The organism is Massiliimalia timonensis (genome assembly GCF_900186585.1).
In the GTDB taxonomy this organism is placed as follows: Bacteria; Bacillota; Clostridia; order Oscillospirales; family Ruminococcaceae; genus Massiliimalia; species Massiliimalia timonensis.
This window is the reverse complement of record NZ_FYDD01000003.1, coordinates 1,096,015-1,118,519: the sequence shown is the minus strand read 5'-3', so window position 1 is coordinate 1,118,519 and position 22,505 is coordinate 1,096,015. Positions and strand designations below refer to the sequence as shown.

Annotated in this window: 22 protein-coding genes; 15 read left to right on the top strand and 7 right to left on the bottom strand. The window is 48.5% G+C overall.

The features are described from left to right. Positions 1 to 77 precede the first annotated feature (77 nt). Positions 78 to 1,430, top strand: a complete 1,353-nt coding sequence (locus CIB36_RS07565; RefSeq protein ID WP_324612366.1) for a hemolysin family protein — start codon at positions 78 to 80, stop codon at positions 1,428 to 1,430. Positions 1,431 to 1,637: 207 nt separating this feature from the next. Here the strand turns inward: CIB36_RS07565 and CIB36_RS07560 are convergent, their stop codons facing one another. Continuing rightward, entirely contained in the window at positions 1,638 to 2,624 is a 987-nt protein-coding gene (locus CIB36_RS07560; RefSeq protein WP_093988900.1) for an alpha/beta hydrolase, read from the bottom strand. A 224-nt stretch (positions 2,625 to 2,848) separates the two neighbouring features. Between CIB36_RS07560 and CIB36_RS07555 the strand changes: the two genes are divergently transcribed. Both CIB36_RS07555 and CIB36_RS07550 read left to right on the top strand, forming a co-directional pair. Then, positions 2,849 to 4,021: a Gfo/Idh/MocA family protein gene (locus tag CIB36_RS07555; RefSeq protein ID WP_093988899.1), complete on the top strand. Its 1,173-nt coding sequence runs from the start codon at positions 2,849 to 2,851 to the stop codon at positions 4,019 to 4,021. Between the two features lie 14 nt (positions 4,022 to 4,035). Further along, positions 4,036 to 4,752: a sugar phosphate isomerase/epimerase family protein gene (locus CIB36_RS07550; RefSeq protein WP_093988898.1), complete on the top strand. Its 717-nt coding sequence runs from the start codon at positions 4,036 to 4,038 to the stop codon at positions 4,750 to 4,752. A gap of 70 nt (positions 4,753 to 4,822) precedes the next feature. Here the strand turns inward: CIB36_RS07550 and CIB36_RS07545 are convergent, their stop codons facing one another. Together CIB36_RS07545 and CIB36_RS07540 are read right to left on the bottom strand one after the other, a co-directional pair. After that, complete coding sequence (locus CIB36_RS07545; protein ID WP_229408212.1) at positions 4,823 to 5,287, bottom strand: GNAT family N-acetyltransferase; 465 nt, start codon at positions 5,285 to 5,287, stop codon at positions 4,823 to 4,825. A gap of 47 nt (positions 5,288 to 5,334) precedes the next feature. Beyond that, on the bottom strand, positions 5,335 to 5,652 hold the full coding sequence (locus tag CIB36_RS07540) for an L-rhamnose mutarotase (RefSeq protein WP_093988896.1): 318 nt from the start codon (positions 5,650 to 5,652) through the stop codon (positions 5,335 to 5,337). A gap of 191 nt (positions 5,653 to 5,843) precedes the next feature. Here CIB36_RS07540 and fba point away from each other — a divergent pair, with 191 nt between their 5' ends. From fba to CIB36_RS07505, 7 genes are read left to right on the top strand one after another with little or no spacing between them, the layout of a single operon-like run. Then, positions 5,844 to 6,692 carry a class II fructose-1,6-bisphosphate aldolase gene (gene fba, locus CIB36_RS07535; protein ID WP_093988895.1) on the top strand — a complete coding sequence of 283 codons (849 nt, stop codon included), beginning with the start codon at positions 5,844 to 5,846 and terminating at the stop codon, positions 6,690 to 6,692. A gap of 19 nt (positions 6,693 to 6,711) precedes the next feature. Continuing rightward, complete coding sequence (locus CIB36_RS07530; protein ID WP_093988894.1) at positions 6,712 to 7,731, top strand: LacI family DNA-binding transcriptional regulator; 1,020 nt, start codon at positions 6,712 to 6,714, stop codon at positions 7,729 to 7,731. 10 nt (positions 7,732 to 7,741) lie between these two features. Continuing rightward, entirely contained in the window at positions 7,742 to 9,247 is a 1,506-nt protein-coding gene (gene xylB / locus CIB36_RS07525; RefSeq protein ID WP_093988893.1) for a xylulokinase, read from the top strand. 20 nt (positions 9,248 to 9,267) lie between these two features. Beyond that, on the top strand, positions 9,268 to 10,317 hold the full coding sequence (locus CIB36_RS07520) for a galactitol-1-phosphate 5-dehydrogenase (RefSeq protein WP_093988892.1): 1,050 nt from the start codon (positions 9,268 to 9,270) through the stop codon (positions 10,315 to 10,317). Between the two features lie 14 nt (positions 10,318 to 10,331). Further along, positions 10,332 to 10,763 (top strand): RbsD/FucU family protein, encoded by a 432-nt coding sequence (locus tag CIB36_RS07515; RefSeq protein WP_093988891.1) that lies wholly within the window; start codon positions 10,332 to 10,334, stop codon positions 10,761 to 10,763. A gap of 24 nt (positions 10,764 to 10,787) precedes the next feature. After that, positions 10,788 to 11,801: an aldo/keto reductase gene (locus tag CIB36_RS07510; RefSeq protein ID WP_093988890.1), complete on the top strand. Its 1,014-nt coding sequence runs from the start codon at positions 10,788 to 10,790 to the stop codon at positions 11,799 to 11,801. A gap of 18 nt (positions 11,802 to 11,819) precedes the next feature. After that, positions 11,820 to 13,280 (top strand): alpha-L-fucosidase, encoded by a 1,461-nt coding sequence (locus tag CIB36_RS07505; RefSeq protein ID WP_093988889.1) that lies wholly within the window; start codon positions 11,820 to 11,822, stop codon positions 13,278 to 13,280. Between the two features lie 44 nt (positions 13,281 to 13,324). On the opposite strand, the gene CIB36_RS07500 is transcribed toward CIB36_RS07505, so the two are convergent. Then, complete coding sequence (locus tag CIB36_RS07500) at positions 13,325 to 14,518, bottom strand: MFS transporter (RefSeq protein WP_093988888.1); 1,194 nt, start codon at positions 14,516 to 14,518, stop codon at positions 13,325 to 13,327. A gap of 198 nt (positions 14,519 to 14,716) precedes the next feature. Beyond that, positions 14,717 to 14,917, bottom strand: a complete 201-nt coding sequence (locus tag CIB36_RS07495; protein ID WP_093988887.1) for a helix-turn-helix domain-containing protein — start codon at positions 14,915 to 14,917, stop codon at positions 14,717 to 14,719. Positions 14,918 to 15,336: 419 nt separating this feature from the next. Between CIB36_RS07495 and CIB36_RS07490 the strand changes: the two genes are divergently transcribed. From CIB36_RS07490 to CIB36_RS07470, 5 genes are all read left to right on the top strand, one after another. Continuing rightward, the gene (locus tag CIB36_RS07490) at positions 15,337 to 16,722 is read left to right on the top strand and encodes an MATE family efflux transporter (protein ID WP_093988886.1); all 1,386 of its coding nucleotides are present in this window, start codon (positions 15,337 to 15,339) and stop codon (positions 16,720 to 16,722) included. A gap of 160 nt (positions 16,723 to 16,882) precedes the next feature. Beyond that, positions 16,883 to 18,634, top strand: a complete 1,752-nt coding sequence (locus tag CIB36_RS07485; protein ID WP_093988885.1) for an ABC transporter ATP-binding protein — start codon at positions 16,883 to 16,885, stop codon at positions 18,632 to 18,634. After that, on the top strand, positions 18,612 to 20,363 hold the full coding sequence (locus tag CIB36_RS07480) for an ABC transporter ATP-binding protein (protein WP_093988884.1): 1,752 nt from the start codon (positions 18,612 to 18,614) through the stop codon (positions 20,361 to 20,363). The genes CIB36_RS07485 and CIB36_RS07480 overlap by 23 nt, the downstream gene beginning before the upstream one ends. 14 nt (positions 20,364 to 20,377) lie before the next feature. Then, positions 20,378 to 20,824, top strand: coding sequence for a hypothetical protein (locus CIB36_RS07475; RefSeq protein WP_093988883.1), 447 nt, complete (start codon positions 20,378 to 20,380; stop codon positions 20,822 to 20,824). A 363-nt stretch (positions 20,825 to 21,187) separates the two neighbouring features. Next, positions 21,188 to 21,391 (top strand): helix-turn-helix domain-containing protein, encoded by a 204-nt coding sequence (locus CIB36_RS07470; protein ID WP_093989025.1) that lies wholly within the window; start codon positions 21,188 to 21,190, stop codon positions 21,389 to 21,391. A 35-nt stretch (positions 21,392 to 21,426) separates the two neighbouring features. On the opposite strand, the gene yaaA is transcribed toward CIB36_RS07470, so the two are convergent. Further along, the gene (yaaA, locus tag CIB36_RS07465; RefSeq protein WP_093988882.1) at positions 21,427 to 22,173 is read right to left on the bottom strand and encodes a peroxide stress protein YaaA; all 747 of its coding nucleotides are present in this window, start codon (positions 22,171 to 22,173) and stop codon (positions 21,427 to 21,429) included. Positions 22,174 to 22,261: 88 nt separating this feature from the next. Next, positions 22,262 to 22,486, bottom strand: a complete 225-nt coding sequence (locus tag CIB36_RS07460; RefSeq protein WP_093988881.1) for a hypothetical protein — start codon at positions 22,484 to 22,486, stop codon at positions 22,262 to 22,264. Between the last annotated feature and the right edge of the window lie 19 nt (positions 22,487 to 22,505).

Below are 22,505 nucleotides of genomic sequence, written 5' to 3'. Positions count from 1 at the left end.
GGCATGGTCCGCATTGATCAATGGCGGGCTATGCCTTTTTACGTTTTGGTATCTGAAAGTAATTTGAAGGAGTGTTTATGTTGAGTTCTATCCCACAGCAGTTATTGCTGCAGGTTTTATTGATTTTGTTAAATGCGTTTTTTGCCGCGACGGAAATTGCGGTGATCTCTTTAAATCCCACTAAACTGAAAAAGCTGGAAGAGGACGGGGACCGGAAAGCCGCACGCCTGTTGAAGATGGTAGAGCAACCAGCAGGGTTCCTTTCGACGATACAGATCGGGATCACGCTGGCCGGGTTTTTAGGAAGTGCGTTTGCTGCGGATAACTTTTCAGATTATCTGGTTTCCTGGGTCTATGACGACCTTGGCGTACGTGCGATCCCTCTTGGGGTTTTAGATACTTTATCTGTGATCGTGATCACCCTGATCCTGTCTTATTTTACCTTGATTTTAGGAGAATTGGTGCCAAAGCGGATTGCTATGCAAAAGCCAATGCAGGTTGCAAAGATCTCCTGTGGAGTCGTGTCGGCGGTAGCTTTCGTCATGAAACCGGTGGTGTGGTTTTTATCGTTTTCTACCAACCTTGTCTTAAAGCTGCTTCATATGAAAACAGAGGCAGAAGATGAAACTGTGACAGAAGACGAAATTCGAATGATGGTAGAACTTGGGGAAGAAAAGGGGACTATCGACACGGGAGAAAAAGAATGGATCCAGAATATTTTCGAGTTTGATGACACCTCAGTGCGGGAGGCGATGACCCGTCAGCCGGACGTAAAAATGTTTTCTGTAGAAGCTGAAACAAAAGAAATTTTACAGACGATCGAAGAGACCGGGCTGTCGCGTTACCCGGTATACGGAAAAAACACAAACGATATTTTGGGAATATTAAATGCCAGAGAATTTTTGTTGGACTTAAATCGGGAACAGCCAAAGGGACTGAGAGCTTTGCTCCGGCCGGCATACTTTGTGTCAGAGATGATCCACACAGATGATCTGTTCCGCGATATGCAGCAGAAAAAGGTGCATATTGCAGTAGTGATCGATGAATACGGAGAGATGAGTGGAGTCATTACCATTGAAGACATGCTGGAAGAAATCGTGGGGAATATCTATGATGAGTTTGACCCGGCAGAACTTCCGGAGATTGAGCAGCTTGGGGAAAATTTGTGGCGTGTTTCCGGCGGGATAGACGTAGACACTCTTTCGAAAGAACTAGACATTGAATTGCCGGAAGACGTGGAATACGATACGGTAGGCGGAATGGTGTTTAGCTGCTTGCACACCATCCCAAAAGACGGCACCCAGCCAACTGTACAGATAAATGGGTTGGAGATCCAGGTACAGAGGATCGAAAACCGTAGGATCGAAGAGGCGCTGGTAAGGAAAATACTGCCGTCGTCTGAGAAAACTGATTCAGGGAATATGGCATAAAAAAGCCAACAGGGGGATACCCCTGTTGGCTTTTTGCTTGGCAAGAGCGCCCTTATGGCTGATTTCGTTAAGAAAACCGGATAAATTTTATGTTTGCTTCGTTCAGAAATAACTACCTGATCTTCTTTTTTAAAGGGGGCCCGCTAAAACGTGTTTGCCAGATGACAGGAATTAAATTTGATGGCAGACTGTACGATATGGCACTTTTTATTTCCAGTTTGAGGCGCATTGATGTTCTTTTTTATTTTTCCGAACGATCCAGGCAGTGGAAGCATCCATTGCGGCCCTGCATGCTGCGGATTGATCCAATGCATTGAGCATGACAAAATCGTGGATCGTCCCCTGAATCAAAAGGTCGGTCACTTCAACGCCTGCACGGCGCAGTTTTCTGGCATAGGCCTGCCCCTCGTCGCGCAGGACGTCGGCTTCTCCGTTGATGATCATGGCATCCGGAAGCCCATGCAGCTGCCGAAGAGAAGCGCGCAAAGGAGAGGCCGTTACCTGCCGGCGGTCCCTTTCATTGGGGGCGTATTGATCCCAAAACCACTGCATTCCAGCGCGGTATAGGTAATAGCCGCATGCAAATTCTCGGTAGGAACCAGTGTGAAAACAAGCGTTGGTGACAGGATAATACAAAAGCTGTTTCTGGATTTTTGGACCGTGGCGTTGTTTGGCCAGAAGTGTCATGACAGCCGCCATATTTCCGCCTACACTGTCCCCAGCTACGGTAAAGGTCGAAAAGTCGAGCTTCAGCCCAGCTTGGCGCGCTAATCCAGGCGCCTGGCACAGTACAGAATAGCACTGTTCGATCGCAGTGGGATATTTTGCCTCGGGAGAAAGGCTGTATTCCGGGAAGATCACCACACAGCGGGAGCGGGAGGCCAATTCCCGCACTAATTTATCATGGGTGTGCAGGCTTCCGAATACCCAGCCGGCTCCATGGATATAAAAGATAGCGTCGGCTGGGGTACTGATCCCATCTGGGATCACAAAATGTACTTTTATTTGCCCCCATTGGCCGGTGTCCGCCATGCAGGTGACCGTGTGTGCGGGGTATTTTTTTATAGGCGTGTCTTGCGCTTTTTCCAAGGAGGCGCGCCCTTGATCAGGGGGCAACTGAAAGATAAACGGCGGGCAGGCGCTTTCTTTACTGACCTTTTCCGCCGCCGGTTCTAAAGGGAGATGTCGTTCCATATCATTCCACCTTTCACGGAATATTTCCAGATCATTTTAGTCTATTCCGATGAAGAAACTTTTGTGCCGATAGAAAGAAGGAAGATAATCTTTGAAATCTGCAAAAAGATATTTACTTTCTGTCCAAATCGAGGTAAAATAAAGACTGGTTAGAAAGCTGGCCGGCAGGGAACGGCAGAAGAACGGAACACCTGCTTTAAATTTGAGGAAAGAGAGTGATTAACATGGCAGAAAAAGATGTTAAGGACGCATTTAAAAACCTATCTAAAGCAAGAAAAGAGGTCGATACCTCCCGCAAAATGAAGGTTGGTATCATTGGGACAGGCTGGATTGCGGAAGCGCATATCGCCGAATACAAAAAAATGCCTGATGTAGAAGTCATTGCGATGGCGGATTTGATCGACGGGAAAGCCGAGGCCTTTGCAAAGCAGTTTGAAGTGGAAAACGTCCGCTTCTACAAGGACCATAAGGAACTGATCGACAACGAAAAGGATTTAGACCTGGTCAGCATTTGTACTTATAACAGGACCCATGCGGAGTGTGCGATTTATGCACTGGACCACGGGGTAAACGTGATCTTGGAAAAACCGTTCAGTGTAACGGTAGAAGAAGCTGCTGAAGTGATGAAAGCGGAAAAGAGAAGCGGAAAGATTTTGTCTATTGGTTTCCAGCCGCGGTTTGACGCAAACATGCAGCAGATCAAACGGATCGTGCAGTCTGGTATGCTGGGCAAAATCTACTACATCCAGACTGGCGGCGGCAGACGGGTTGGGATCCCGTTCCCATACGGCACCTCTTTCCTGGAAGATAAAACGGCAGGGATCGGTTCTATGGGTGATATTGGATGCTATTCATTGGATATGGTGCTCAACGCGATCGGTTATCCGAAACCGCTGACCGTTTCCGGCTATACCTCTAATTTCTTTGGTACCAGCCCAGAATATGCAGGCTATATTCAAAGCGGGCACGAGGATTATGCCAAAGTATTTGAAGTAGAAGACTTTGCGGCTGGTTTTGTACGCTTGGAAGGGGATATTATTTTAGACTTCCGTATTTCCTGGGCAATGAATATGGACAGCATGGGCGATACCATTATTTTGGGTACCAAGGGCGGATTGAAGATCCCATCTGCGGAATGCTATAATGGCAGTTTTGACCGTCCGTTGAAAGTGTTCCACAACATCGCAGGCAATCCTGTAGAAACTGAGATCCCGCTGTCTACCGAACCGGATACCGCGTTCTATGACAAAATCAGAAGCGTTTTGGATGCGATCAAGGAAAACGGGACTACGCCGATCCCATCCTCTGAAATTATTTTGAACCAGGCGATTATCAACGGAATCATTGATTCTGCAAAACTTGGAAAAGAAATCGAAATCACCATTCCAGAGATCTGATCGGGAGAGTTATCATGAAAATTTATTTACAGCTTTGGTCTGTGGCCGACGCAACAAAACAGGATTTCTTCGGCACTTTGGAAAAGGTCGCCCAAATGGGGTATGCCGGTGTGGAATTTGCTGGGTTTGGCGGTATTCCGGCTAAGGAAATGAAGAAAAAACTGGACGAATTGGGTTTGGAGGGGATCTCCGCCCATGTCGGCTGTGACTTATTGCGGGATGACTTGGATGGGGTGATTTCCGACCTCAAGACGATCGGTGCAAAATTTTTGATTTGCCCGTCAGCAGAGCTCCGTACCTTGGAAGACGCAAAGAAGCTTGCCTCTTTCTTTACAGAGATCGGGAAAAAGTGCGCCGAAAACGGGATCGTGTTTGGATACCATAACCATGATTTTGAACTCGCGGCACAGGACGGGGAATATCCCTTGGACGCGTTGTATGGGTATGCTGACCCGGCGTTTGTAAAACAGCAGCCTGACGTATTTTGGCTGGAATATGCCGGTGTGGATGCGATAGAATACCTAACGCAGCACAAGACACGCTGCCCGATGATCCACTTAAAACAGATCCGCGGCAAGGACAATGTTGATGCACAGGACGGCACGATCGATTTTGCGAAGATCGTGGAAATGTGCCCGGAAGCGGTATTTGTCTACGAACAGGAAGAATACCCGAACGGAACCTCCATGGAATGTGTGGCAAGATCGGCAGAATATCTAGTGACACTTTAACGAAATAAAGCCCCCGCAGCATTTGCTGCGGGGGCTTTATTTCGTTAAAGGAAACGGCCGCATTGACACGTTAAAAAACTTTTCGTAAAAACAGCTCCATCGGCTGATGAAAGGGAGTATCATGAAAGGTGATCCCCCCGCAGTCGACATATCCTAATTTACGGTAGAAATGCTGTGCGCTTTCATCGACCTGTGTTGAGATCAAAGCCATTTTAAATCCCTGTTGTTTCATTTCATGTTCCCAGGCTTTGACTGCATTGCTGGCATAGCCCTTTCCGCGATGTTTTTCCTCTATATACAAAAGATTCATAAAAGGCAGATTATCCCATAAAATGCAATGGACTATGATACCGACACGATGTTCGTTTTCCCACAGGACATAACAGGATTTCGTATAGACACGGTAATCAAAACTAACGTCAGTGACATGCCTGTCAATATGCATGACATACTGCTTGTCGTCGTGCGTGACTGCTTTTAATTCCATTTTGCTTCTCCATGAACGGCGGTTTGCTCCCGAAATTCGTTTTCCCATGATCATCGAGATCCAGGGCATTTTCGGTTTGGATCGTTCTAGAATCGTTATTCCATGAAAAACACCTGTTGTAATTTTGGCTGTGCGCCGGTAACAGGATCCATTTCCATGGTCATCACATCTTTCATGTACTCGTTCCATTTTGCTACGACAGGGCTTTTGGCCTGTACTTTTGCGGCGTAGTCGGCGCCTTGCTCGCATTCATAATAGCCGAATAATTCATCCCCAACATTCCAGATGGTGTAGTTGCGGATCCCCGCCTCTTTTAAAACTTTCAGCATTTCCGGCCAAATTTCGTTGTGGCGGCGCTTGTATTCCTCCAAACAACCGGGGTTTATCAGCCCTTTCCATGCGTATCGTTCCAAATTGCTTCCCTCCCTGCATAATTTGCCTTTATTATAGCATGAGGGACAAATAAAATCCAGTCCCCCAGACGCTCCGCCAGCAGAGTATTTTTTCTTTTATTTTACAGTTTTCTCTTGACTCTGTAAAAGGAGGGTGGTACAATAAAAACAAAAAGCGAAACGTTTCGTTTTTATTGTAAGGAGAGAGTAACATGCCATTGGAAACAACGCAGGAGATGTTGAAAAAAGCACAAAAAGAGGGCTATGCTGTTGGCGCGTTCAACGTGGAAAACATGGAGATGGCGCAGGCGATCATATCGGCGGCGGAGGAAATGAAAGCGCCTGTGATGCTGCAGACGACACCCTCCACGGTAAAGTATGCGAGCCTTGGCTTATATTACGCGAATGTAGAAGCGCTGGCAAGAAACGCAAAGGTACCGGTAGCGATCCACTTAGATCACGGGAGCAGCTTTGAACTGGCCGTGCAGGCCATCCGTGCGGGATACACTTCGGTGATGATAGACGGCTCGCACGAAGCCTTTGAAGAAAATATCGCACTGACCAAACGGGTGGTGGATGTGGCAAAGCCAAACGGGATTCCAGTGGAAGCAGAGCTTGGAAAGGTCGGCGGAAAAGAGGACGATCTGGATGGAGGAACGGGCGGATACACAGAACCGCTGGAGGCAAAGGAGTTTGTGGAGCGAACCGGAGTAAGCTCCTTAGCGGTAGCGATCGGAACAGCTCATGGGGTATATGCAGGAGAACCAAAGCTTGATGTGGAAAGGCTCAAAGAGATCCGGAAAGTGGTGGAGATCCCACTGGTACTGCACGGGGCCTCCGGATTATCAGATGAGGCGGTGCAAAGCTGTATTCGGGAAGGTATCTGCAAGGTGAACTTTGCGACAGAGCTGCGGATCGCATATACCGAAGGCGTGAAGGCGGTATTAACCGAAAAGCCGAAAACGATAGATCCAAAAGCATATGGAAAAGCTGGAAGAGAACGGGTAAAAGAACTAGTAAAGAACCGGATCAGCGTTTGCAAAAGCGCAGGGAAGGCATAAGCTTGAAAGGAAGAGGAACATGGCCGCGACCATGAAGGATATTGCCAGCCGGACTGGGCTTGGACTGGCAACGATTTCAAAATACCTAAACGGCGGAACTGTCCGGGAAAAGAACCGGATCGCGATTGAAGAGGCCATCAAGGAACTGGATTTTACGGTAAATGAATTTGCGCGCAGTTTGAAGACGCATCAGTCTAAAACGATCGGTATCGTGATCCCGGAATTGAGTAATGTGTTTATTACCTCGATTATTTCTGTGATGGAGGATGTGCTTCGGAAAAAGGGATATGGGATATTGGTGTGCGACAGCCGGACCGATGAAGTACTGGAACGGCAAGCGGTCCAGTTTTTGCTGAATAAAATGGTAGACGGGATCGTGATGATGCCGGTTTCCCGCAACAGCCATGCATTGGAACCGGCTCTTCAGAAAAAAATCCCGATCGTCCTGATTGACCGGATGATCGACGGGACAGAGCATTTTGTGGATGCCGTACTGGTCGATAACCACAGGGCTGCCTATGAAAGTACTTCCTACCTCATTGAACAGGGGCACCGAAAGATCGGGATCTTGGTAGGTCCAAAAGACGTGTCAACTTCCTTGCAGCGTTTGCAGGGATACCGGGAAGCGTTGCAGGAGAACGGACTGCCGGTTTTAGAATCACTGATCTATTATTCTGATTATACGCTTCAAGGCGGCTACCAGGCGGCAAAAGTCTTTTTTGAACAGGAAAATCAGGCGACCGCGTTATTTGTTACCAATTATGAGATGACGCTGGGAACGATTTTACGGGTCAATGAGCTCGGGCTTTCGATCCCGGAGCAAATATCCTTAATAGGATTTGACAATCTGGAGCTTGCAAGGATCGTAAATCCGGCGCTCACTATTGTGGAACAGCCGATCCACAATCTTGGCGTACAGGCGGCCGAAATGCTGCTTTCCCGTTTTTCCGGCGGACAGCGGGAAAAGGCGGTCCGTCTGGTGCTGCCTACCACCTTAAAATTCGGCCGTTCTGTAAAGAAAATCATAAAACAGGAATAGGGGGGAAGATATGCCAAAGTTATTGGGAATTGACATTGGGACATCTGCGTGCAAGGTGGCGGTCTTTGATGAAAGCGGCAATGTACTGGCACAGCAGAATGAAGAATATCCGGTTTACTATCCCCAAAGCGGATGGGCGGAACAAAACCCAGAACACTGGTGGGAGGCTGTGTGCCGGGCGATACGGGCGATACTGGAAAAAAGCGGCGTGCAGGACGGCGGGATCGCAGGGATCGGGGTAGACGGGCAAAGCTGGTCTGCGATCCCTATGGATAAAACCGGGAGAGTACTGGCAAACACGCCAATTTGGTTTGACACCCGCTGCAAGGAGATCTGCAACAGGTTAAAGCAGGAAATTGGGGAGGATCAGATCTTTGCTTTGTGCGGGAATCCTGTCCAGCCAGGGTATACCCTGCCCAAAATCCTTTGGTTTCAGAATGAATATCCGCAGATATACCGGCAGGCGGCGCAGTTTTTGCAGGCAAACAGCTTTTTGGTGTACCGGCTGACCGGTGTGTTTTCTCAGGATAGATCTCAAGGATACGGGCTTCACTGTTATGATATGAAAAAATCTGCTTGGGATCAGACAATGTGCGCCGCAATGGACGTTGATATTACAAAGCTGCCGGATATTTACGCCTGCCATGATATTGTTGGGCAGGTAAGCCGTGAGGCGGCAAAGCAGACGGGGCTTTTGGAAGACACCCCTGTTGTGGCCGGCGGACTGGACGCCGCCTGCGGCGCTTTGGGGGTTGGGGTGCTGTATCCCGGCGATACCCAGGAGCAGGGCGGCCAAGCCGGTGGGATGAGCATCTGCATTGATTCTTATCATGCTGACCCAAGGCTTATTTTAGGAAACCATGTCGTGCCCGGGCGGTGGCTTTTGCAGGGCGGTTCTGTTGGCGGAGGCGGCGTGATGCGCTGGATGGAACGGGAACTTGGCGCGGAAGAACGCCTGATTGCCCAAGAAAAGGGAACAGACCCGTTTTATGAAATGGACCAAAAGGCGGCGCGGATACCGGCCGGCTGCGAGGGCGTCGTATTCCTGCCATATATGGCGGGGGAGCGCTCTCCAATTTGGGACGAACAGGCCAAGGGCGTGTATTACGGTCTGGACTATGCCAAGACAAGGCCGCATTTGATCCGCGCCGGTATGGAGGGCGTTGCGTTTGCCCTGCGGCACAATTTGGAAGTGGCGGAAGAATGCGGGGTAACAGTGCAGACGCTCCGGTCTATGGGCGGTGCGGCCAACAGCCGGATCTGGACGCAGATGAAAGCCGACGTTACAGGAAAGCGGGTCGTGGTGCCTTCCTCTGACACTGCGACGACCTGGGGCGCCGCTATGCTGGCTGGCGTTGGTATAGGGCTGTACCCAAGCTTTGAAGAGGCGGTGGGAAAAACTATCCGCGTGACGAGAGAACACCTGGTAAATTGGGAAGAACATCGTCGATATGAAGACAGCTACCAAACCTATTTATCGTTATATCAGGCATTAAAGCCAGTTATGGACCGTTAGAAGAAAGGGAGAAACAAAGTATGAAAGCGGCAGTTTTATATGGGAACGAAGACATTCGTTATGATGATTTTAAGACCCCGGAAGTAAAACCGGGTACTGTGAAGGTGCGGGTACGCGCAACCGGGATCTGCGGTTCGGATATTCCGCGGGTACTTCACAATGGGGCGCATTTTTACCCCGTGGTGCTGGGACACGAATTTTCCGGGGATGTAGTGGAAGTAGGGGAAGGCGTTACCAAGGTAAAGGTAGGAGATACGGTTTCAGGCGCCCCGCTTTTGCCCTGCCTTGCCTGTGACGACTGCCAGAACGGGAATTACTCGCTGTGCAAGCATTACAGCTTTATCGGTTCCAGGGAACAGGGCAGCTTTGCAGAGTATGTGGTGATGCCCGAACGCAATGCCATTCCTTATGATTCCTCTATTCCCTATGAACAGGCGGCGATGTTTGAACCCTCTACCGTTGCGCTGCATGGATTGTTCTGCAACGACTATCAGGGAGGAGAAACTGTAGCGGTGCTGGGAGGCGGGACGATCGGCCTGTTTACCGCGCAGTGGGCTAGGATTTTCGGTGCGAAAAGGGTCGTGGTATTTGACATTGTGGATTCCCGGCTGGAGCTTGCCAAAAAGCTTGGAGCAGACGAGGTGGTCAATACTGCGCAGCCTGATTTTATGGAAAGGGCCATGGAACTTGCCGATGGAAAGGGATATGGCTATGTGTTTGAAACCGCTGGAAATACGGCGACTATGCAGATGGCGTTTGACTTGGCGGCAAATAAGGCGAAGGTCTGCTTTATTGGCACGCCGCATTTAGATCTGACCTTTACCCCAAAACAGTGGGAAAATATGAATCGTAAGGAATTTAAGCTGACCGGTTCTTGGATGAGCTACAGCGCGCCGTTCCCGGGAAAGGAATGGGACTTGACCGCCCACTATTTCGCAACCGGCCAGCTGCGGTTTGACCCGGCGCTGATTTATAAGACCTTCCCGTTGAGCAAAGCAGATGAAGCGTTTGCACTGTATAAAATCCCCGGCGAGGTCAAAGGGAAGATCATGCTGGTAAACGAAAAGTAGAAAGGAAGAGCAACATGTTAAAAGGGATTCCAAGTATTTTACCGCCGGAACTGTTAAAAATCATGATGGAAATGGGGCATGGCGATGAGCTGGTGCTGGCAGACGGAAATTTTCCCAGATCCGCTCATCCGGAGCGTGTTGTCCGTTGTGACGGACACGGTATTCCGGAATTATTAGACGCGATTTTAAAATTTATGCCGCTTGATCCCTATGTCGAGCATCCTACTATTTTGATGGACGTTCTGCCCGGGGAAGAAATTCCTGTCATTTGGGAAGAATACCGAAAAATTATTGGACAGCATGAAACAAACGGCGCGCGGGAAGAAGCGATCGGGCGGTTTGATTTTTACAACCGCGCCAAAAAGGCATATGCCGTAGTGACCACCAGTGAATCCGCACTGTATGCCAACGTGATCTTAAAAAAAGGCGTAGTGATAGAAAAATAAGAAAAGAAAGGCAAGGGAACTGCTATGAAAGAACGGATTGACCCGGCAATAGTGCCGAAGCGGAAGTTGTATACTGGGGAAGAGATCCCCTGTATTGGAATGGGCACGTTTGGTTCCGACCGCTTTACTGCGGAGCAGGTGTCGAGCGCAGTATACGGCGCGATCCGGTACGGATACCGCCTGTTTGACTGTGCGGCAGTATACCAGAATGAAGATCAGATCGGGAACGTGTTCGAAAAGGCATTTCGGGAAGGAATCGTAACACGGGAAGAACTGCACATCACCTCCAAGGTATGGAACGACATGCACGAACAGGGCGATGTACTGTTATCCTTGGCAAAAACCTTAAAGGATTTGAAGCTGGATTATATCGACACATTTTTTGTGCACTGGCCGTTTCCGAATTACCACGCGCCAGGCTGTGACGGGGATTCCAGAAACCCGAATTCCAGACCGTTTTCTGTCGAAGAATTTATGACGACCTGGAAACAGATGGAACAGATCCAGAAAATGGGGCTGTCACGGAATATCGGGATGTCGAATATGACAGTGGCAAAACTTAAAAAGGTGTTGCCTCTGTGTGAGGTCAAGCCGGCTTTGATCGAAATGGAACTGCATCCCTGTTTCCAGCAGCCGGAATTATATGATTATTGTGTGGAACAGGGGATCCAGCCGGTGGGATTCTGCCCGATCGGTTCTCCCACTCGTCCGAACCGGGATAAAACAGAAGGGGACATTGCGGATATTCAAGTACCGGAGCTGGTTGAGATCGCTAAAGCGCATGACGTACATCCAGCTGTGATTTGTTTGAAATGGGCTGTCCAGCGCGGACAGGTGCCGATCCCATTTTCGATTCATGAAAACGAATATGCCAGCAATCTGAAATGCACCACCGAAGACCCGCTCAGTGAAGAGGAAATGAAAACATTAGCTGGGATCGACAAAAACTGCCGTCTGATCAAAGGGCAGGTGTTCCTATGGCCGGGTGCAAAGAGTTGGGAAGACCTTTGGGACTTGGACGGGACCATCACAAAATAGGAGAAAGGGAGCAGCGAGATGAGCCAAAAGTTTGAGGCAAATTTTGATTCTTTATCAAACTATCAGTGCCCGAACTGGTTTCGGGATGCCAAATTTGGGATCTGGAGCCATTGGGGGCCGCAGAGCGTGCCCATGTTCGGCGACTGGTACGCACGGTTTATGTACATTCAGGGGACCCCGCAGTACCGTTATCACCTGCGGCACTACGGGCATCCTTCCAAGTTTGGCTACAAGGACATCTGCAAGCTGTGGAAAGCGGAAAAATTTGACCCGGATGCATTGATGGAGCTTTATACCCGCGCAGGGGCAAAATATTTTGTTGCGCAGGCAATGCACCACGACCATTTCTTCAATTATCCGTCCCAGTATAACCGCTTTAATTCAGTGGAGATAGGACCGCATAAAGACATTTGCGGGCTGTGGAAAAAGGCGGCGGAAAAGCACGGCTTGCCGTTTGGGCTTACCGAGCATCTGGGTGCGTCTTTTTCTTGGTTCTCCACCAATAAGGGACGCGATACATACGGCCCGTTTCAAGATGTTCCTTATGATGGAAACGATCCGGAATACCGTGACTTTTATTATGACAACGGGGAGCATTATCAGGAATTTCCCCAACCTACTCCGTTAGAGCCGTGGTATACCTCAAACAGGAAATTCTGGGATTACTGGCTCAAAGTGATGAAAGAAATGATTGACAAGTATCAGCCTGACATGCTGTATACCGATGGCCCGCTCCCATTCGGGGAGATGAACAAGGAATTACAGGCTTCGGAAAACTACCGGCTGGGACTGGAAGCGGTTGCGCATTTGTATAATCGTTCGATTGAAAAATATGGGAAAAACCATGCGGTATACACGCAAAAGGACCGCCGGCCGGAGATCTATCAAATCGGCGTGCTGGATATTGAAAAAAGCCAGCTTCCTGGCATCCAGGCCGCGCCCTGGCAGACCGATACCTGCATCGGCAACTGGTTTTATGATGCGGCATGCGAGTTTAAAAAGGCCGGGCATATCATCGAAATGCTGGTGGATATTATCTCGAAAAACGGGACGATGCTCTTAAACATCCTGCAAAAGCCGGATGGTTCTATTGACGAGGAAACCACCTATCTGCTGGAGGAATTGGCGGATTGGTTCCCGGTCTGCGGAGAAGGGGTATATGGCACCCGGCCGTGGCGGGTCAATGCTGAGGGAGACAGTAGGGTCGTGATCAACGGTTTTCAGGAAGATGCGGTAGCTTGGAACCCTTCAGACTTCCGGTTTACCCAAAAGGGAAGTACGGTTTACGCGTTTATGATGCGGGTTCCAGAAAACCGTGTGGCAGTACTGAAAAGCTTTACCCCGGACGAAAAGGTGAAACGGGTGCGCCTGCTTGGTATGGGAGAAGTGCCGTTTGAGCAGTCCTTTGGTGTGCTGACTGTAAAACTGCCGGAAGCTCTGCCTACAAAATACACGAATTGTTTTGCGGTTGAATTATAAAAAAGGCTCCTGACCATTTGGTCAGGAGCCTTTTTTATAATCTGTTACGAAACAGTTGTTTCGCGTTTTCTTAGTTGCAGGAAAAGAAAGATCCCCAAAATCAGGATCACTGGGAAAACTGTAGCGGCTAAGATACCGATTTTCAAGTTATTCTGGAATGCACCGGAGATTAGCCCCACAAAAGTAGGCCCGCTGGAGCAGCCAAGGTCACCTGCTAAGGCAAGGAATGCAAACATAGCGGTACCGCCCCGAATAGATGCTGCCGCAGAACTAAACACACCCGGCCACAGAATACCCACAGACAGCCCGCACAGGCCGCAGCCCACAAAACCGAGGACAGGAAACGGCGATAGGGAGATGATCAGGTAAGAGCAGATACAAAGACCGCCGCTCAACAGCATAAAACGCTGCAGATTGATCTTTTCCCCGTATTTTCCATAATAGAGACGGGATAAGCCCATCATGGTCGCAAACAGCATAGGGCCTGCCAAATCACCGATCGTTTTGCTGACGCCAAGCCCCTGCTCTGCAAAAGCAGATGCCCATTGGCTGACAGCCTGTTCACAGGCGCCTGCACAAAGCATCAGGAGCATAAATACCCAAAAAAGTTTATTTCGGATCAAGGAGGTCACAGGAATCGTGGAGCCCTCCTCTGTACTTGGGGAAGCGATCGGGACCTTGGCAAATACAAAGGTGTTCACGAGAGGGACCAGCGCCCACAGCAGAGCCAGAAGCTTCCAGTTGGAAATACCGAAGACCGCAAAAAATAAGGTGGAGATCAGCACAACGCCTACATGTCCCCAGCAATAGAATGAGTGAAGTAAGCTCATCGTCTTTTCCTTATTGTCAGACGGACAGGACTCCACGATCGGGCTGACCAGCACCTCTAGCAGCCCGCCTCCCGCCGCATAGATCAATACGGAGATCAATAATCCCACAAAAGGATCGGGGATCAATTCAGGGAGTACGGTCATTCCTGCTAGACCCAGAACCGACAAAATATGAGCCAGCATAATGGAAGCACGGTACCCAATTTTATCTACAAAACCGGCGGACAGCAAATCAACCAAAAGCTGAAGCCCGAAGTTTAGGGTGACCAGCATGGTGATCTTGGAAAGCGAGATCCCATAACTGGATTGAAAGGTCAAAAATAAAAGCGGTGCAAAATTGTTGATGATCGCCTGCACAATGTAACCGGCAAAACAGGCGCGGATCGTGCCTTGATAATGAACTGTCATAACAAAGATACCTCACAAAACATACTTTTTGTATTATATCAAATCCTCCCGGGGATTTCCAGCTTTATTTTTTGTGTTTGGCCTGAAAAGTGATTTGAGAAACCCTTTTCTTAATGGGTCAGCGCTTTCTGAAAATCAGATATGCCCTATGATACAGTACCGAACGCCATCTGGCGTCCGGTACTGTATTTCAAAAAATCAGTCTTTCACATATTCAGCGATGTCTTCTAATTTGCAGTTGAGTGCGGCGCATAACTTATTTAATGTTTTTGTTTCTATATTTTCATTGGCTTTCAGCCTGCGGATCGTTTTGCTGTCTATTCCGCATTTTTCCCGAAGCTGGTAGGTAGAAATGCCTTTCTTTTCCATAGCCTCCCATAATTTGTCAAATACGATCATCTTTCTATCCTCCCTTGACAAGCTTTATTATGGGGGTTATAATCTTTTTTTGTTAAGGGGATATAATCCCCATGTATTGGAGCGTTTTATGGACTTATATTTCCGGATTTGAAACTTTCCACAAGAGATTTAAGCGACGTCGTACCAAGCTTTGCGGCAGATCAAGGCGATCTTAGAGGATGACAGCTTGGAAGCCCCGGAATGTTTCATGAAAATAGAAGAAACGATCCATCAATTGGAGTCAGTTTAGAAGCAATGGGGGGAATCGGCATGATTTCTTATAAAGTAGGAGCCGGTTTCTAAAGGGTTGTTTTTCTAAAATATATAAAATAAATGAGGAACTTCTCCCAGCTACTTGCAATTTCAACTTTGCCTTTGCTATAATATGGTTATTGCATCAGGGAACAGGGGGCGGAAGCGTGAAACGGGAAAGACAATTAACAAATGGGATCACAGAAGGAATAATTTGGAAACAGCTTTTGTATTTTTTCTTCCCGATCGTTTTGGGAACGTTTTTTCAGCAGCTTTATAATACGGTAGACGCAGTGATTGTCGGAAATTTTGTCGGCAAGGAGGCGTTGGCGGCAGTTGGCGGTTCCACTTCAACACTGATCAATTTGCTGGTGGGCTTTTTCGTCGGGCTTTCCTCCGGTGCTACGGTCATTATCTCCCAATTTTATGGGGCAAGAAAGGCCAAGGAAACCAGTCAGGCAGTACATACGGCGGTTGCGCTTGGACTGGTAGGCGGGGTGCTGTTTACCGTGGTTGGGCTTTTATGCTCCGAGTGGGCGCTTAACTTGATGGAAACGCCTGAAGAGATCATGGACCAGTCTTTGTTATACTTGCGGGTCTATTTTGGCGGGATTATTTTTTCACTGTTATACAATGTCGGCGCGGGGATTTTGCGTGCGATCGGGGATTCCAAACGCCCGCTTTATTTTTTGATCGTCTGTTGTATCGTAAATTTAGTGCTGGATCTTTTGTTTGTGGCGGTCTTTCACTGGGGTGTTTTTGGTGCGGCTTTTGCAACCACATTATCGCAGGTGACGAGTGCAGTTTTAGTCATGGTTTCCCTGCTGCGCAGCACAGAAATGTATGGTTTGGCGATCAAGCAGATACGGTTCACGGCTTCTATTTTAAAAGATATGATTCGTATCGGTTTTCCTGCTGGGATGCAGTCTGTGATGTATTCGGTTTCTAATGTGATTATACAGTCTTGTATCAACACCCAAGGAACAGACGCGGTTGCGGCATGGACTGCGTTTGGCAAGATCGACGGGATATTCTGGATGATCATGGGAGCTTTTGGGGTATCTATCACCACCTTTTCTGGGCAGAATTTTGGGGCGCAGAAGTACGATCGGATCAAAAAAAGTGTTCGGGTCTGCCTGTTGATGGCCTTTGCTGTTTCAGCGCTGATCAGTGTGATTTTGTTGTTCGGCGGGCATTATGTGATGCGGCTCTTTACCGATGACAATGCGGTCATTGCCTATGGTATGCGGATGATCCGGGTAGTGTCGCCGTTTTACTTTACCTATGTCTGCATCGAGGTACTGGCAGGCGCGGTGCGCGGCGCGGGAGATTCGCTGCTGCCGATGCTGATGACCTGTATTGGGGTGTGTTTGTTACGTGTTGTTTGGGTATGGACCGCAGTTCCGTATTCTAACACCATTGAAACGGTGATCTTTAGCTATCCTTTAACTTGGGCGATCACATCGGTGATGTTTATCATCTATTATTTGCAGGGTGGTTGGCTGAAACGATGTATCCGAAAAGCAGGCTTCCCAATACCGAAAAAAAAATAAAACTAATACAAAAAGCCAGGTGGAGAAATCCATCTGGCTTTTTGATATATTTTTTCTGAATCTAAAAATAAGGGGATTCTTGATAAATCCAGGCGTTTGCGGTATACTGAAGAAAGCGGTTGTGTCATTAGAAACCGGCCAAAAAGCAGGGGAGAAGAGCATGATAAAATTATTGAGATATTTGAAATCATACCGAAAAGAAAGCATTTTGGGGCCTCTTTTTAAATTGCTGGAGGCGTCTTTTGAACTGCTGATCCCGTTGGTCGTTGCGCAGATCATCGACGTTGGGATTCCCAATGAGGATGTGCCTTATATTATAAAAATGTGCTTGTTGATGGTACTGCTGGGAATCATCGGGCTTGTCTGCTCCCTGACGGCCCAGTATTTTGCGGCGAAGGCGGCAGTTGGCTTTTCTACAGTGATTCGGCGGGATTTGTTCGCGCATATCCAAAGCCTTTCCTACTCTGAATTAGACCAGATCGGAACCTCTACCTTAATGACGCGGATGACCAGCGACATCAATCAAGTTCAAAATGGAGTAAATCTGGTATTACGGCTGTTTTTGCGTTCCCCGTTTATTGTGTTCGGCGCCATGGTAATGGCATTTACCATTGATATAAAATCCGCGGGAGTATTCGCGGTGACCATCCCGGCACTTTCGGTAGTCGTATTTGGTATTATGCTCGTCAGCATCCCGCTTTACCGGAAGGTACAGGCTAGGCTGGACCGTGTGATGCAGATCACCCGGGAAAACTTGGCAGGCGCCAGGGTAGTGCGCGCCTTTAATAAGGAAGCGGATGAGATCGCTGCCTATGACCAGGCTGGGGAAGAATTAAAAGGGGTACAGGTTTTTGTGGGGAAAATCTCCGCCCTGCTAAACCCGGTCACCTATGTAATGGTAAACCTGGCGATCGTGGTGCTGATCTGGGTCAGTGGGGTACAGGTCGATGTGGGGAACCTCTCACAGGGGGAGGTTGTCGCGCTGATCAGCTACATGTCCCAGATCTTAGTGGAACTGATTAAGCTTGCCAACTTGATTATCTCCTTTACCAAAGCGATCGCATGCGGCAACCGGATCCAGAGTATCTTTGAGATTCAGCCCGGCATGAAAGAAACTGAAAAACCGGTTGTGAAGATGCCAGTGACAGACAGCGTGGTGGAATTTCATGACGTTAGCTTTACCTACCAAGGGGCAAAGGAAGAATCTTTATCTGGAATCCACTTTACTGCCAAACGGGGCGATACGATTGGAATTATTGGGGGAACAGGCTCCGGGAAAAGTTCGTTGGTAAACCTGATTCCCCGTTTTTACGACGTCACTGACGGCGAAGTGCTGATACATGGGGTAAATGTGAAAGAATACCCGTTTGAACAGCTCCGGGATAAGATCGGGCTGGTGCCGCAGAAGGCGGTGCTGTTTCAGGGTTCTATCCGGGACAACCTGCGCTGGGGGAAAAAGGATGCCACCGAAGAAGAAATGAACCGCGCCCTTGAAATCGCGCAGGCAAAGGATTTTGTGGATGCCAAGGAAAACGGGCTGGATTCAGAAGTCCTGCAAAATGGGAAAAATTTATCCGGAGGGCAAAGACAACGCCTGACGATCGCGCGGGCGGTTATCAAGAAACCGGAAATTTTGATTTTAGACGACAGTGCTTCGGCGCTTGATTATGCGACCGACGCGCGCTTAAGGAAAGCGATCCGGGAAATGGACCCGGATATTACGGTGTTTTTAGTATCGCAGCGCGCGGCGACGATTCAGTACGCAGATCAGATCTTGGTGCTGGATGACGGGGAATTGGCAGGGATTGGAACCCATCAGCAACTGTTGGACACCTGTGAGGTTTACAGGGAAATTTACTATTCTCAATTTCCAAGAAAGGAGAGCGGCCATGAAAGCAACGAACCTGTCTAGCGCACAGACGATCCGCAAGGTGCTGGGCTATATCAAGCGGTATTGGTTTTTGTTGGCGCTGTCCATCTTCTTTGCGGCGGTAACCGTTATTTTAACGCTCTATGCGCCGATCCTGATTGGGTACGGGGTGGATAAAATTGTAGGAAAGGGGAATGTGGATTTTGACGGCCTGAAAGGGATCATGCTCCAGATCTCGGTGGTAGTTGCGCTGACTGCGGCGGCACAGTGGATTATGAACACCTGCAACAACCGCATTACCTTTCAAGTCGTTAAGGATATTCGTGATAAGGCGTTCCGTAAGCTGGAACGGATGCCTTTAAAATATATTGACCAGCATCAGCACGGGGACCTGGTCAGCCGGATCATTGCGGATGTAGACCAATTTTCGGATGGCCTTTTGATGGGCTTTACCCAGTTTTTTACCGGTGTGATGACTATTTTGGGAACGCTGGTATTCATGCTGGTGATCGACTATAAAATTGCGTTGGTAGTGGTTTTGATCACCCCGGTATCGTTGTTTGTGGCAAACTTTATTGCTAAAAAGACCTTTTCCATGTTCCGCCTGCAATCCCAGACCAGAGGGGAGATTACCTCTCTCATCGACGAGATGATTGGGAATCAGAAGGTGGTCAAGGCGTTTGGGTACGAGGACGACGCCATGGAGCGTTTGAATGAGATCAACGGCAGACTCCAGTCGTGCAGTCTGCGGGCCACTTTTTTTTCCTCGATCACGAATCCGTCTACCCGGTTCGTCAACAGTTTGGTTTACACCGCGGTGGCCTTGGTAGGTGCTTTATCTGTGATGAGCGGCTCGTTAAGCGTGGGGTTGCTGACCAGCTTTTTAAACTACGCGAACCAGTACACCAAGCCGTTTAACGAAATTTCCGGGGTGGTCACGGAGCTGCAAAATGCTCTTGCTTCCGCTTCCCGGGTCTTTGAACTGATCGAAGAGCCGTCGGAAACACCGGACGCGGAACATGCAACAGTGCTGGAAGAGGTAGACGGGAGCGTCACCTTGGATCAGGTATATTTTTCTTACCGGCAGGACCGACCGTTGATCGAAAACTTAAACCTGTTGGTCCGGCCGGGACAGCGGGTGGCGATCGTAGGCCCGACGGGCTGCGGGAAAAGTACGGTCATCAACCTGTTGATGCGCTTTTACGATGTTGATAAGGGCGCTATCAAAGTAGCGGGTCTGGACATTCGGGAGATCACCAGAAAAAGCCTGCGGGAAAATTACGGTATGGTGTTGCAGGAAACATGGTTAAAATCCGGTACCGTGCGGGAAAATATCTCGTTTGGAAAGCCGGAGGCAACGGAGGAGGAAGTGATTGCGGCGGCAAAAGCCTCCCATGCGCACAGCTTTATCAAGCGTTTGCCCAATGGATACGATACCGTTATCACCGAAGACGGCGGGAACCTTTCCCAAGGACAGAAACAGCTTTTGTGCATTACCCGCGTAATGCTGAGTTTGCCGCCCATGCTCATTTTGGATGAAGCGACCTCGTCGATCGACACCCGGACCGAAATCCAGATCCAGAAGGCATTTGCCAAAATGATGAACGGAAGGACCAGCTTTATTGTTGCGCACCGCCTGTCCACCATTCAGGAGGCGGATGTGATTTTGGTGATGCGGGATGGGAAGATCATCGAGCAGGGGACTCATGATCAGCTTTTGGCACAGCAAGGGTTTTATTATGAGCTTTACAACAGCCAGTTTGCGGTGTAAGGGAGGGAAATGCAATGCCGACTCCGCTTTCTGAACAGGAAGTTTCAGCTCGTGGGATCATGCTCCGGCACGAGAAGATGGACAACGGGGAACTGCGTTTCCGTTTGGCAGCCCCAGACGGCACCTGCTATATCCGCTGCGAGAACCCGGGTGGGGAAACATGGGAAAACAGCCATTCCCATGCCGCCTTGCAGGAATGGACGGTGGTGCAGAAAGGCCAAGTCATCTATGCGGAACAATACGGGGAAAAGACCGTTTACCGTTTGCTGGATACTTGGGATACAGTGATTACTACGCCGGGGATCCCGCACAATATCTGCATGGGCCCGGACTCTGTGATTTTAACAGTGAAATTTGGGGATTGTGCATCCCCGGATTGGGTCCCCTCCGAATTATTGGACCGGCGCACCAAACCGTTGACCTTTAAGCAGGCGCAAAAGCTTTGTGATACAGGAATATAAAGTGTAAAAAGCCCTCTTTTTAAAGAGGGCTTTTTCTATTTACCTTTGTTTTCTGGGACATGTTTGATCCTTACACTCAGATCAGGAAATAATTTTGTATTCTGGACAACAACAGAGTAAAAAATCACATTCATCACAAAAACATTCTATCCAATTTCCATAGTTGTCATATTTTGTTCCATTTTTAGGGCAATCTAAACCAGAATTCCCTGGCATTAGTTGAAAATTTACTGGTTTCATGATTGGAGTCGCAGCCTTTTCTTACAAATAGTTATGTTTTCATTATATAATGTAACAATCTATATGTAAAGAGGGAAAATAAGATATGATCCTATTAAAACATAGATGATGGAGAAATATCTGATGATTAGGTTACGGGTATTGGAGCTTTTGGAAAGTCAGGGAAAAACAAAATACTGGCTTTATAAACAACTGGGGATGAGCTATCAAAACTTTAATAATATGGTGCAGAATAAAACGCAGTCCATCCGGTATGAGAACATTGAAACGATCTGCCGGCTGCTTGGCTGCACACCGAACGAATTGTTTGAGATCACCGATGAATAAAAAAGCCTGTCTGGAATATTCCAGGCAGGCTTTTTCTATGGCTCACATTTTACATATACATACCGCTGTTCTGTAGACAGATTTTTTTGAAACAGGTAGCCGTTCCAGGAAAATCCGCGCAGGAGTTCGGGCTTGGATACCTTGTTTTGAATGATAAAGCGCGCCATTTCGCCCCGCGCCATTTTGGCTTCTGTAGCAAGTGCGATCAGCTTGCCGCGGCGGGGAAGCAAAAATTCACAAGTAATTAGCCGCGGGATCAGGTAACGATAGGGGAGCAGAAGCTTTGCATATTCGGCAGAAGCAAGGTTTATCACGGTATCTGTTGTTTGGGAAAGCTGCCGGGCGACGAGATCGCCCCAGAATGCATACAGGCTTTTCTGATCCGGCTTAAAACGGCATAAAAATTCCAAGCGGTAAGGCTGTAAGCTGTCCAACGGGCGCAAAAGCCCGTAAAAGGCGCTGAGTATCCTAAGGCGCCGGTCGGCAAACAACAGGCTTTCATCGCTTAGATCCTGAGCATGAAGATGCTGGTATGCCAGCCCATGATAGGATAAAATAGCAGGAGGTCCTGTGTTTTCCAGAGAAAAATTTTGATAATTTGTGTATGCTTTCATGGCAAGCTCTGGGTTTATCTTTAAAAGTGCCTCCAGTTCCCATGGGGAAAACCGGGAAAGTTCCTTTTGAAGGATGCCTGCCTGCTGTAAGAAAACCGGCTGGGAAACAGGCAGGGATTCCCGAACAGCAGGCAGCATCTGTTTGGCTGGGGACAGCACTGCGATCATAATAAGCTTCACCTCATGGTCGATTATATCATGAAAGGACAGCGGACAGCAAGCAAAACCGGCAGTTTTTTAAAACTGCCGGTTCTTTTTATTTGGATTTTTTTGTTTTTTTGGATACAGCTTCCTTTTGCGGCCTTGGGATGGGATAAAGATCGGTATAAGATTCAGCTTCTGCCTCGGATTCTGGGGGCGTTGGGATCAGTCCGGTACACTCGGTCATACTGGCGACATCGTCTAAATCAAAATAAAAGTCTTCTACGTTATTAAGCGCTTGTTTGTCAACTGGCTCCTGATCGATCGGTTTTGCTGGCATGTAAAACATCTCCTTTTCT

Bases quoted from the DNA above. Each gene is read 5' to 3' on its own strand.
- CIB36_RS07565 (WP_324612366.1), top strand. From the start codon at position 78: ATGTTGAGTTCTATCCCACAGCAGTTATTGCTGCAGGTTTTATTGATT.
- CIB36_RS07560 (WP_093988900.1), bottom strand. From the start codon at position 2,624: ATGGAACGACATCTCCCTTTAGAACCGGCGGCGGAAAAGGTCAGTAAA.
- CIB36_RS07555 (WP_093988899.1), top strand. From the start codon at position 2,849: ATGGCAGAAAAAGATGTTAAGGACGCATTTAAAAACCTATCTAAAGCA.
- CIB36_RS07550 (WP_093988898.1), top strand. From the start codon at position 4,036: ATGAAAATTTATTTACAGCTTTGGTCTGTGGCCGACGCAACAAAACAG.
- CIB36_RS07545 (WP_229408212.1), bottom strand. From the start codon at position 5,287: ATGGGAAAACGAATTTCGGGAGCAAACCGCCGTTCATGGAGAAGCAAA.
- fba (WP_093988895.1), top strand. From the start codon at position 5,844: ATGCCATTGGAAACAACGCAGGAGATGTTGAAAAAAGCACAAAAAGAG.
- CIB36_RS07530 (WP_093988894.1), top strand. From the start codon at position 6,712: ATGGCCGCGACCATGAAGGATATTGCCAGCCGGACTGGGCTTGGACTG.
- xylB (WP_093988893.1), top strand. From the start codon at position 7,742: ATGCCAAAGTTATTGGGAATTGACATTGGGACATCTGCGTGCAAGGTG.
- CIB36_RS07520 (WP_093988892.1), top strand. From the start codon at position 9,268: ATGAAAGCGGCAGTTTTATATGGGAACGAAGACATTCGTTATGATGAT.
- CIB36_RS07515 (WP_093988891.1), top strand. From the start codon at position 10,332: ATGTTAAAAGGGATTCCAAGTATTTTACCGCCGGAACTGTTAAAAATC.
- CIB36_RS07510 (WP_093988890.1), top strand. From the start codon at position 10,788: ATGAAAGAACGGATTGACCCGGCAATAGTGCCGAAGCGGAAGTTGTAT.
- CIB36_RS07505 (WP_093988889.1), top strand. From the start codon at position 11,820: ATGAGCCAAAAGTTTGAGGCAAATTTTGATTCTTTATCAAACTATCAG.
- CIB36_RS07500 (WP_093988888.1), bottom strand. From the start codon at position 14,518: ATGACAGTTCATTATCAAGGCACGATCCGCGCCTGTTTTGCCGGTTAC.
- CIB36_RS07495 (WP_093988887.1), bottom strand. From the start codon at position 14,917: ATGATCGTATTTGACAAATTATGGGAGGCTATGGAAAAGAAAGGCATT.
- CIB36_RS07485 (WP_093988885.1), top strand. From the start codon at position 16,883: ATGATAAAATTATTGAGATATTTGAAATCATACCGAAAAGAAAGCATT.
- CIB36_RS07480 (WP_093988884.1), top strand. From the start codon at position 18,612: ATGAAAGCAACGAACCTGTCTAGCGCACAGACGATCCGCAAGGTGCTG.
- CIB36_RS07475 (WP_093988883.1), top strand. From the start codon at position 20,378: ATGCCGACTCCGCTTTCTGAACAGGAAGTTTCAGCTCGTGGGATCATG.
- CIB36_RS07470 (WP_093989025.1), top strand. From the start codon at position 21,188: ATGATTAGGTTACGGGTATTGGAGCTTTTGGAAAGTCAGGGAAAAACA.
- yaaA (WP_093988882.1), bottom strand. From the start codon at position 22,173: ATGATCGCAGTGCTGTCCCCAGCCAAACAGATGCTGCCTGCTGTTCGG.
- CIB36_RS07460 (WP_093988881.1), bottom strand. From the start codon at position 22,486: ATGCCAGCAAAACCGATCGATCAGGAGCCAGTTGACAAACAAGCGCTT.